Consider the following 9,894-nt stretch of genomic DNA (forward strand, 5'->3'; position numbering starts at 1 on the left):
GCCGGATTTCCCGGGCCGTGATGGTGCCCGTGGTGATGATGTTCGTGGTCGGCGCTCAAGGCGGATTCTCCAGAGCGGGGATCAGCTCACCGGCGCGGCACCTGAATCGGTGCCCAGCGGCTCGCCCTTGCCCCCCGAACGGCTCTTCAAAAAGAGCACAAGCGAGGGGACGGCCACCGAGAGGAAGCTCGAAAAGAGCAAAATGGGCGTGAGATCCGCGCCGATGGACGAGGAATTGGGGTTGTAGCCCAGCTTCACCTCTATCACGCGGCCCTTGCGCGGGCTGAGTTGTCGCAATCGCTTGAGCACGGAGGCCTCCCGGATGGTCGGGAAATCCTAGCACAGCCGCGCGCGCAGGTAGAGGGGCGGCCCCTTTCGATTGCGCCGACGCCGGGCTATGGTCCGGGGATTCTGAAACACCCGGAAATCCCCCCTGATCGCGCGAGGGGCGGAAGTTCCCACCGTGAGCCGCCGATGGCCTTCTGGAACAAGAAAAAGCCCTGGAAGTATCGCTACGAACCCGTCGGCGGCATCGTCGCGCTTGAATCCCCCCCTGCCCTCATGCTGGTGGACAAGGACTACCTGCGCGCCCGCGGCGTTCCCGACTCGCCCGCCTGGGATGAGGAATGGACGGGCATCCTGAGCGCCCCCACGGAGGTGCATCTGGCGCTGACCAACTACTGCGCCGCCGGGTGCCCGGCCTGTTACATGGACTCACGCCCGACCGAGCGACTCGAGACCGAGCGCGAGGATTTCGAGCTTGCCCTCTCGCGCATCCGCGAGCTCGCCGATATGGGTGTCTTCCACGTGGCGCTCGGTGGCGGCGAGACGCTGGAAGTTCCCTGGCTCTTCGAGCTGGCCGCCGAGATGCGGCGCATGGGAATGGTGCCGAACATCACGACGAGCGGCCTGGCGCTTACTGAGGAAAAAGCCCGCGCCTGCAAGGTGATGGGCCAGGTCAACGTGAGCGTCGACGGGCTTGGCGAGACCTTCCGCGCCAGCCGCGGCTACGATGGATTTTCAAAGGCCGAGCAGGCCATCGCGCTGCTGAAAAAGAACGGCGTGCGCGTGGGCGTCAACTGCGTGATTTCCTCGAAGAACTACGAACACCTGGACGGCATCTTCGCCTGGGCGCGGCGCACCAAGCTGCAGGACATCGAGTTCCTGCGCTACAAACCCGCCGGACGCGGGACCGAGCTCTACGACGAATATCGCCTGAGTGAGGAACAGGTCGAGCAGTTCTACCCGCGCATCACCGAGCTGACGAAGAAATACCGGCTGCGCGTGAAGCTCGATTGTTCCTTCGGCCCTTTCGTCTACGCCCACGCGCCCGACCCGAAGATGCTGCAGTTCTTCAGCGTTCGCGGCTGCGAGGGTGGCAACTGGCTGGGCGCGGTCCACCCCGACGGGCGTGCGGCCCCCTGCAGCTTCGCCTGGGACGAGAGCATCCCCGTCTCGGAAATCCGGCAACGCTGGCACGAGCCCGAGACCTTTGCCCACTTCAAGACGTGGTGGGACAGCCCGCCCGAGCCGTGCGCCTCCTGCGACTACCTGCACCTGTGCCACGGCGGCTGTCATGTGGTGGCAAAGCACACTGATGGTTCGTTCGAGGCACTTGATCCCGAGTGCCCGAAAGTGCGACGCTACCGACGTCATCACAAAACGGGCGAGACAAACGCATGAAGGAAATCCTGTTCGAATCGATTTCGCGGCCGCTGATCTTTGTTCACCTGCTGGCTGCGATCGCGCTGGTGGGCGGACTCACCCACGGCACCGTCTTCCTGGCGCTCTCGGAAAAGCGCGCGAAGACCGCCTACCTTAAACGCGCGGCCAAGTTCTGGAAGATGATCCTGTGGACGCTGGCCATTACGATGGCAACCGGACTCACGGCGTATCCAACCTATCGCATCCGAACCCGCGCCGAGTTTCTGGACGAGCACTTCCCGCTGGCCTCCGGCCTGTTCGACCTCAAGGAAAACTACGCCGCGATCGTGGTGGTACTGGTCCTGGCCTGCGTGCTGCTTCGGCGCGAGCCCGAAGACACCGAATCCCACTCGATCCTGCACAACTGGTTCTATTATCTGGCAACGGGCCTGACGTGGATTGTCGCCCTCTGCGGAATCTGGGTGACGCTGCACCGGGGGATGGCATGAGCCAGGAAGCAACACCGGCAAGCGGCGCGCGCGTCCTTGGCGCGAGCATTTTCGTCATCGCCTTCGGGCTCTCCTTCGGTGCGCTGGCACTGCTTCCCATCGAGGTGCCGGTCTACATTCCGCTCGAACACCGCTGGCAGCTCGGGTTTCCCGCCAGGCCCGCGATCGGCATGGATTTCTACGGCCGGGCCCTCTACGCGATGGTCTTCGGGGCGCTGTGCGGAATCGCCGGTTATGGCGCGGGCAAGGCCGCCAAGTGGCAGCCTGCCAGCGGCTCCAGCACGATCCGAATGCTCGCACTCTATGCGCTCATGGCCTGCGCGCTCTCCATGTTCATTTATTGCTACACCCTGTTGTTCAAGTGAGCGCTGCCGGGTCAGAATAGGGCGCGATGGAAAAGGGCAAGAACATCCAGCAGATCCTCTCCGAGGCCATTCGTCAGCAGGGCTACCGCACCGTCAAGGAAGCGGCCCGCGCGACGGGGCTTTCCACCAAGACGTTGCAGAGCGCCATTTCCGGCGCGACGACGCCGTCCCCGCAGACGCTCATCAAGCTGGCGACGCGGCTGGGCCTCGACGCCGACGACCTCGTTCGCCGCGCGCTGCGCGCCAAGGCCGTGGGTGAGAAGTTCCTGCCCCAGCAGAAGTTTTTCGACGACTGGGACCTGGTGATCTCGCGGGCGCGCAATCTGGGCGTCGATGTGGAGAAAGACCTGCTGGCCCACTGCGATTCCTACCTGCGCGGCGCCGAAGTCGGCAAAAAGACCGGCGCCAAAGCCGCCAAGAAAAAATGATCTACGGGCGGCTGCGTCGCCTGGGGTTTTCCTCCCTCAACCGCGACGACTTCGAATCCTTCACCCGCTTTCGCGAAGAGCGCGAGAGCGCCGATACCGAACTGCTCGCCATCCTTGCAGAGATCGAGAAACAGATCGGCGAGGCCCCGCAGTTCCCCCCGCAGGGCGAAGTCTCCGCTGAGACGCATGCCCTGGGCAGCGCCACCGACATCATCGACTTGAAGCGTGTTGCCGCGCACCTGGAATCCGGCGCCCCGCCCGATGGCCCGCGCACGGTGAGCGACCCCAGCGCCGACCCCGTGCTTGCGCCCTATCTGCTTCGCAACACGCAGGCGCAAAAATTCCCGCACCTGCTCGAACATGCCGAATCGAGCGGCTACTTCGTGCCGCTCCCTTTCACGCGGCCGTTCTGGCTGGCGGAGACTTCGCGCTCGGTGGGCTCGGCCGTGGGACTGATTGCAGAGCTCGAAGAGATTCGCGCACAACTCAGCGGGTCTGCTGATTTTCCGCGCGAGCTGGCCGTGCTGGAAAAGTTGCTGCCGCTGTGCGAGCAAGCGTTCGCGCTTTCGCTGACGGTGGAGTTGTTGCCGGAAAGTGAACTGAAAGACTAGCGGTCGCGCTTCATGGCGCGGTCCATCTGGCGCTTGCTCTCGCGCGCGGCGATGTCCTGGCGCTTGTCGTGGAGTTTTTTGCCGCGGGCCAGGCCGATCTCGGCCTTGGCCATCCCCTTGTCGTTGAAATAGAGACGAAGCGGCACGACGGTCAGGCCGCCTTCTTTCATCTTCACCGAGAGCTTGTCGATCTCTGATCGATTGAGGAGCAGCTTTCGCGGGCGTTCGGGTTCGTGCTGTTCGCGGCCGGCCGGGGGATAGGGCCCGATGTGGCAGCCCACCAGCCAGAGGTCGCCGCTCTTGAAGCGCGCATAGGCGTCCGTCAGATGGGCCCGGCCCAGGCGGCACGCCTTGACCTCGGAGCCCATCAGCATGATCCCGGCCTCGAATTTCTCCAGGATCTCGAAGCGGTGACGCGCCTGCCGATTGTCACAGATCAGCTTGATGCGCGGCCCTTCGGCTTTGCCTTTTTTCTTCGCCATCTTCGTTCACATCGTGCGCGGAGGCTTTGCCTCCACGCGAAGGTCCCAACTTCTAGTTGCCACCCGCCGCGTTTCCAAGCTTTCGCCGGGAGTGGGCCCCGCGCGCCTGTTCGACTGAGCAAAACAGCAGTGGGCAGATTTGTGCCCACTTTCGTGCGCACTTTCGCAGATGCCCCGCCGATTGGAGCGCGTATGTTGCCGATATTACACGAATTCACAACGGCACGGGGATTGCTTTATACCAAGCTGGATGAGGAGGCAGACGCATGGAGGTGACACATGTTCGCACTTCGCACAACGATCGCTCCGGCGCTCCTCATAAGCGCCCTTGCGATCACGCTCGCCCTGGCGCCGCCGCTACCGGCTGCCGCCAAGCTGCCTGAGCGCGCAAGCACCACCGACCAGGGGGATCTGATCTCCGCCACGGCTTCGGCCCGCGCCGCGCTTGCGCGCGCCAACCTGATTACAACGCGAGTCCTGATCGCCATCGACCATCACGCCCGGGACGCCAAGCGAATGCTCGGACGCCTGGATCAGGGCCTCGAAATCCCCACGATCCCCAATGCCCGGCTTTGCGTGCGCCAGCAGCGCCTGCTGGTTGAGTATCGCTTCTAGTTATTCCTGAGGGCTACCCACAAAAGCGCCCGGACCACCATCGAGGTGGCCGGGCGCTTTTCGATTGAATTCTGATTCGGAGACTACTTGGAGCAGCCGACGATCTCGAACGAGCGCTTCTCGCAGATGCGATTGCTCTCGTCGACGAAGACGAGCTTGGGCTTGTGGGCCTCGCGCTCTTCCTCTTCGTACATCGCAAAGGCCGCGATGATCACCAAATCGCCCGGAGCCACGCAGCGCGCTGCCGCACCGTTGAGGCAGATGTCGCCCTTGCCGCGCTCGCCCTCGATCGCGTAGGTCGAAAAGCGCTGGCCGTTGGTTACGTTGTAGATGTCGACCGCCTCGTATTCGACCAGGTCGGCCGCGTCCATGAGGTTGCGATCAATCGTGATGGAGCCCTCGTAGTGAAGGTCCGCTTCGGTCACCGTTGCCCGGTGAATTTTCCCCTTGAGCATTCGCCGCTGCATGACTTGTCTCCTCTCCTACTCAGAGAAATTGAAATACTAGAATCAGGCCGCCATCGCCGGATCGAGCTCGGTGTTGTCAATCAGCCGAACCTCGCCCACGAAAGCGGCAACCGCATAAAGCGCTTTGTCAGTAATGGTCTCGACCGGCTGGAGGCTCGCGGCATCGCGCACCTCCGCGTAGTCGATGACCAGCTCGCCCGCACGGGCGAGTGTTTCCTTTGCAACGCTCTCCAGGGCGCGCGCGCTGCGCTCCCCGCCGGCAAAAGCGTCGCGGACCGCCCCGATGGAGCGGTAGAGCGCGAGGCTGGTTTCGCGCTGGTCGGCCGAGAGCCGCGCGTTGCGCGAGCTCATGGCCAGGCCGTCTTCTTCCCGAATGATCGGCATCCCAACGATCTCCACCGGCAAGTTGAGATCGAGGGTCATGCGCCGGATGACGGCCAGTTGCTGATAGTCCTTGGCGCCAAAGAAGGCGCAGTCGGGCTCCACGATATTGAAGAGCTTGCTCACCACCGTGGTGACGCCGCGGAAGTGGCCCGGGCGCTTGGCGCCGCAAAGCGGCTCGGCCAGCGGACCCACGCTCACGAAGGTCTCATAGCCCTCGGGATACATTTCCTCGGCCTGGGGCAGGAACACCGCGTCCACGCCGCGGGCCTCGGCGATCTTGAGATCGGCCTGAAGGTCACGCGGATACTTGTCGAGGTCGTCCTTGCGGTCGAACTGGGTCGGGTTGACGAAAATGCTGAGCACCAGCTTGCCACCGCGCTCACGCCCTGCATCGAGCAGGCTGGCGTGCCCCTCATGCAGGAAGCCCATGGTCGGCACGAAGGCGACGACCTCGCCCGCGGCGCGGGCGGCGCGGGAGAAGGCGCGCATGTCGGCAGCTTTCTCGATCACCTTCATGAGTAGCTGTGCTCCGGACCCGGGAAGGCGCCGCTGCGCACTTCGTCGATGTACTGTCCCACCGCGCCGCTGATGGTGTCGGCGAGCTGGGCGTATTTCTTGGCGAACTTGGGGTTGAACTTGTTGTCCATTCCCAGAAGGTCGTAGATGACGAGCACCTGCCCGTCGCAGTCGGGGCCGGCGCCGATGCCGATCGTCGGGATGGAGATGCTCTGCGTGATCTCTTTGGCCAGCGCCGAGGGAATGCCCTCGAGCACGATGGCATAGGCACCGGCCTGCTCGAGCGCCTTCGCACCGTCCTTCAAGGCCTTGGCCGATTTCTCGTCACGGCCCTGAATACGGAAGCCGCCGAGCTGGTGGATCGACTGGGGGGTAAGCCCGATGTGGCCCATGACGGGAATGCCGGCCTGCACCAGGCGGTAGACGCGCTCGGAGACCCATTCGCCGCCTTCGAGCTTCACCGACTCGGCGCCGCCCTCCTTTACCAGGCGACCGGCGCTCTCCATCGTCTGCTCGACCGAGACCTGGTAGCTCATAAACGGCAGGTCCACGGTCATGTGGGCGGTGCTGATTCCGCGGCGCACGATGCGCGCGTGATAGATCATTTCGTCGAGGCTGACGTGGGTGGTGTCGGTGTAGCCCTGGATGACCATGCCGAGCGAGTCGCCGACCAGGGCAATGTCGATGCCGGCACCGTCCAGAATGCGCGTGAAGGTAGCGTCATAGGCGGTGATCATCGCGATCTTCTCGCCCTGCTCCTTCATCTCACGCAACTGGTGGATGGTCTTCTTTTTGCGGTCGCTGGCCATACTCGGGTCCCGGTCATGGGACGGCGGCCTCAAAGAAAACGGCCTGCCGTCCGATTCAATATTCGGGACGGCAGGCCGCAAAAACTCACTTGCCCAGTGCGTTGCGACTCATTCTCGGCGGCGCTTCGTTTTTGCCTTCCAAGCCGGTGCTGAGGCGTTCAGCTCCGATCCCGTGGCTCGTTTCGCCGCCAGCTCAGGGTCGCTGGCCATTGTGCCGTCCCGGTCTGCCATCGGCTCTCAGGGTCTGAGAGAGTCCGGCGCTGATCCAGGCGTCGAGCGATGCCGCGGTGCGGCAGCACTCACTTTCGAACCGAGTTTTACCAGAGAGTTCCCCCGCCCGCAAGGTTTTCTTGTAAGTGGCTAACCTGCTAATTTGACTGGAGAGTCAACGAATCAGGGACTCTGGCGACCTGCGCTTCAACTCGCTGAATTGCCTTCACTTTTCGGTGTGGTTTGCGCCATTTACCTGATCGCGCCATGCCCGCGCCGCTTGGCCGCCCCGCGGCGTCGGGGCATGATAGGCTTCCCACAGGAAACGCTTTACGGAGCACACATGAGCAGCGAACACGACGAAGAAAAACGCCGCCACGAAGGCTATCTCATCTCCCGCCGGGCCTTCTATGGCTTTCTCTGCCTGGCACTGGTGGCGTTCTTCTGGGTGGTCATCCGGCCCCTGTTTGCGCCCATCGTGCTGGCAACCCTGATTGCGGTTCTCTTCTATCCTGTGCAGTCCTGGCTGGAGACGCTGATGCGCGGGCGCAAGATCCTCGCGGCAACCGGGTCCCTGCTGCTGCTCACCCTTTTCCTCGTGCTTCCGGGTATCGCAATCTCCGCCATGTTTTTCGCGCAGATGCGTCGCGCGGTGCAGCTCGTCCTCGGGGCGTCGAAAGAAGATTTCTTCAACGGCGCACTTGTTACCCACATCGAGAGCTACTTCGAGTGGTTTACCAAAGAGCTCGGCCACTACACGGGCAGCACCGTGGACCTGGGCAGCATGGGGCTCAATGTCCTGCAGAACACGGGCAAGGCCCTCGGCGGTTCGATCCCCGACATTCTGGGTTACACCGGCTCGCTCGTCTTCACTTACGTGGTGACCACGATTCTGCTGTTCTTCTTTCTGATCGAGGGACCCAAGCTCGTCGACATGATCGTTGAGCTCTCCCCCATGCGCGATCGCTATGACCGGCAGATTCTGGGGCGCCTGCGCGATACGACGCAGGCGGTCTTCATCGGATCGTTCATGACGAGCATCGTGCAGGGCATCATCGGGATGATCGGATTTCTGATCGTGGGAATCAGCACGCCTCTTGTATGGGGCGTGTTCATTGCCGTGGCCAGCCTGATTCCCGTGGTCGGCACCGCAATCATCTGGGTGCCGACATCGATCTATCTCTATTTTGAGTCCGGCATGGGAAGCGCCGCCACGATGGTTGTGGTCGGCGCGATCATCGCATTCTCCGACAATCTGCTGCGACCGTTTTTCATGCGCGGCAAGACGGAGATTTCCACCCTGCTGATTTTTATTGCGCTGGTCGGCGGTCTGAAAACTGCGGGCGGCATGGGCCTGATTTACGGTCCGCTGCTGGCGGCGACCATCGTGGAGTTCACGCGCATCTACCGCAGCGACTTCATGATCGCCGATGCCGAGACTTTCCCGGGCGAGCATCTGGCCGCGGAGACGCCCTCCACCACTTACCCCGATGCGCCCCCGGAATCGAAGAAGGCACAGGACGCGGCCCCGGAACCCGCGCAGGATTCCGAAGGCACGCCCAAGAGCGAAACCGCCTGAAAACTAGTTGCCGTTGAGAAGTTCGTCGGGGACCGGAAGCGTGAGGTCCAGCCGCACGCCCGCGCCTGCTTCCACGACGAAAGATTCGGTGTACTCACCGAGAATCGGATGCCAGAACTTGAGCGTGTAGGTGCCCGGCGGAATGGCGTCGATGCGCCAGCTACCGTCCTCGGCACTGACCGCAACGTAGGGGTGGTTCTTCACCACCGCCCAGGACTCCATCCAGGAGTGCCCGGCCCGGCAGGAAAAGCGCACATTGCCGTCTTCAAGCGGTGCGCCGTCCTTTTCGATAGGCCGCTTCCACAGCTCCATCCCCTTGATGGGCATTGCCAGGTCGAAGAGCTTTTCCTCGCCCAGGTTGGCACTGACGTTGTGGAGAACGCTGTCCGAGGTCCGGATAATCAGAGACTGTTTGGGGTTAATCGAAAAGACGTGCGGAACGAATTCGCAGGCAACCTGATCGAGAATCACCGGCTCTGTCGGCAGGGGCTTGCCCGCGTCGATCTTCTCGATCCAGACAGCCACGTCCTTGAGCATCTTGTCGGTCGCCAGAATGCCGCTGTGTTTGACGAGCGGGGCGCAACCTTCATGGTGATGGCTCACTTCCACATCCATGGGCGGAACGTCCCGGTCGATCCTCACCACGCCCTCGACCCAGCCGCTCTTGGCAGGATCCAGAGGCTTTTCCTCGTAGGCACGGGCGCTGCTCGCAACGCCCAGAACAAGAGCCGAGAGGAGCAAGAGACTGGAGATAAGCTTCGTTGTCATTGAGCGTCCGTGCATGGCGTGAAAAGCAGAGGGCCGCCCGTCGGGCGGCCCTCCAGTTGCTGCGCTTTAGCGGCGTGCCTGGCGTTTGGCTTCTTCCAACGCCTGCTTGTATTCGGCCTCGCGTCCGAAGACCAGGACGTAGTCGCGCAACGCGCGAATGTCGTCCATCGACTTCTTGTAGCGAGCGATGTCTTCCTCGGTGTCGCCCTCGTAGACCTTCGGGTTACCGTTTTCATCGAGCTCCATGCCGAAGGGCGTATACATGCGGGTGTAGGGAAGCACCGCGCTGGGAAGTGCCAGCCAACGCTCGATCCACTTGGGATTGATGCGGTTGTGCACATTGCCCAGGTACGGGCCCATCGTTGCCATCTGGGCGTCGGTCAGGCCTGTCTGCTTGGTGAAGTGGCAGTTGCTGCAACCGCTCTGCGTGAAGAGCTCGCGGCCGCGCTCGACATTGGCCGGGTCGATATCCGCCAGTTCGATCCGGACGAAAGGATCGAGATCGCC

At 62.8% G+C, this 9,894-nt stretch carries 14 protein-coding genes; 7 read left to right on the forward strand and 7 right to left on the reverse strand.

Annotation, left to right across the window (positions count from 1 at the left end):
• Window positions 1-81: 81 nt before the first annotated feature.
• Window positions 82-309 carry a hypothetical protein gene (locus KDH09_13145; protein MCB0220640.1) on the reverse strand — a complete coding sequence of 76 codons (228 nt, stop codon included), beginning with the start codon at window positions 307-309 and terminating at the stop codon, window positions 82-84.
• Window positions 310-474: 165 nt separating this feature from the next.
• On the opposite strand from KDH09_13145, the gene KDH09_13150 reads away from it, so the two are divergent.
• The 5 genes from KDH09_13150 to KDH09_13170 are packed head-to-tail and all read left to right on the forward strand — an operon-like array spanning window position 475 to window position 3,557.
• Window positions 475-1,683, forward strand: coding sequence for a radical SAM protein (locus tag KDH09_13150; GenBank protein MCB0220641.1), 1,209 nt, complete (start codon window positions 475-477; stop codon window positions 1,681-1,683).
• The gene (locus tag KDH09_13155) at window positions 1,680-2,153 is read left to right on the forward strand and encodes a hypothetical protein (protein ID MCB0220642.1); all 474 of its coding nucleotides are present in this window, start codon (window positions 1,680-1,682) and stop codon (window positions 2,151-2,153) included. The genes KDH09_13150 and KDH09_13155 overlap by 4 nt, the downstream gene beginning before the upstream one ends.
• A complete protein-coding gene (locus tag KDH09_13160) occupies window positions 2,150-2,518 on the forward strand; it encodes a hypothetical protein (protein MCB0220643.1) in 369 nt (122 codons plus the stop codon). Before KDH09_13155 ends, KDH09_13160 begins: the two co-directional genes overlap by 4 nt.
• A 26-nt stretch (window positions 2,519-2,544) precedes the next feature.
• The gene (locus KDH09_13165; GenBank protein MCB0220644.1) at window positions 2,545-2,946 is read left to right on the forward strand and encodes a helix-turn-helix transcriptional regulator; all 402 of its coding nucleotides are present in this window, start codon (window positions 2,545-2,547) and stop codon (window positions 2,944-2,946) included.
• Window positions 2,943-3,557, forward strand: a complete 615-nt coding sequence (locus tag KDH09_13170; protein ID MCB0220645.1) for a hypothetical protein — start codon at window positions 2,943-2,945, stop codon at window positions 3,555-3,557. The genes KDH09_13165 and KDH09_13170 overlap by 4 nt, the downstream gene beginning before the upstream one ends.
• On the opposite strand, the gene smpB is transcribed toward KDH09_13170, so the two are convergent.
• Window positions 3,554-4,039: an SsrA-binding protein SmpB gene (gene smpB, locus KDH09_13175; GenBank protein MCB0220646.1), complete on the reverse strand. Its 486-nt coding sequence runs from the start codon at window positions 4,037-4,039 to the stop codon at window positions 3,554-3,556. The two genes, KDH09_13170 and smpB, sit on opposite strands and share 4 nt — an antisense overlap.
• A 279-nt stretch (window positions 4,040-4,318) precedes the next feature.
• Here smpB and KDH09_13180 point away from each other — a divergent pair, with 279 nt between their 5' ends.
• The gene (locus KDH09_13180) at window positions 4,319-4,654 is read left to right on the forward strand and encodes a hypothetical protein (GenBank protein MCB0220647.1); all 336 of its coding nucleotides are present in this window, start codon (window positions 4,319-4,321) and stop codon (window positions 4,652-4,654) included.
• Between the two features lie 83 nt (window positions 4,655-4,737).
• Here KDH09_13180 and KDH09_13185 read toward each other — a convergent pair whose 3' ends face one another.
• Genes KDH09_13185 through panB form a run of 3 tightly spaced genes read right to left on the reverse strand, consistent with a single transcriptional unit; the run spans window position 4,738 to window position 6,830 of the window.
• On the reverse strand, window positions 4,738-5,121 hold the full coding sequence (locus KDH09_13185) for an aspartate 1-decarboxylase (protein ID MCB0220648.1): 384 nt from the start codon (window positions 5,119-5,121) through the stop codon (window positions 4,738-4,740).
• A 42-nt stretch (window positions 5,122-5,163) separates the two neighbouring features.
• Entirely contained in the window at window positions 5,164-6,021 is an 858-nt protein-coding gene (locus KDH09_13190) for a pantoate--beta-alanine ligase (GenBank protein ID MCB0220649.1), read from the reverse strand.
• Window positions 6,018-6,830: a 3-methyl-2-oxobutanoate hydroxymethyltransferase gene (panB, locus tag KDH09_13195; protein MCB0220650.1), complete on the reverse strand. Its 813-nt coding sequence runs from the start codon at window positions 6,828-6,830 to the stop codon at window positions 6,018-6,020. The genes KDH09_13190 and panB overlap by 4 nt, the downstream gene beginning before the upstream one ends.
• Window positions 6,831-7,383: 553 nt before the next feature.
• Here panB and KDH09_13200 point away from each other — a divergent pair.
• Window positions 7,384-8,619: an AI-2E family transporter gene (locus tag KDH09_13200; protein MCB0220651.1), complete on the forward strand. Its 1,236-nt coding sequence runs from the start codon at window positions 7,384-7,386 to the stop codon at window positions 8,617-8,619.
• A gap of 3 nt (window positions 8,620-8,622) precedes the next feature.
• On the opposite strand, the gene KDH09_13205 is transcribed toward KDH09_13200, so the two are convergent.
• Both KDH09_13205 and KDH09_13210 read right to left on the reverse strand, forming a co-directional pair.
• The gene (locus KDH09_13205; protein MCB0220652.1) at window positions 8,623-9,387 is read right to left on the reverse strand and encodes a hypothetical protein; all 765 of its coding nucleotides are present in this window, start codon (window positions 9,385-9,387) and stop codon (window positions 8,623-8,625) included.
• A 66-nt stretch (window positions 9,388-9,453) separates the two neighbouring features.
• On the reverse strand, window positions 9,454-9,894 hold a 441-nt coding region (locus tag KDH09_13210; protein ID MCB0220653.1), incomplete at its 5' end, for a c-type cytochrome.

The organism is Chrysiogenia bacterium, assembly GCA_020434085.1.
In the GTDB taxonomy this organism is placed as follows: Bacteria; JAGRBM01; JAGRBM01; order JAGRBM01; family JAGRBM01; genus JAGRBM01.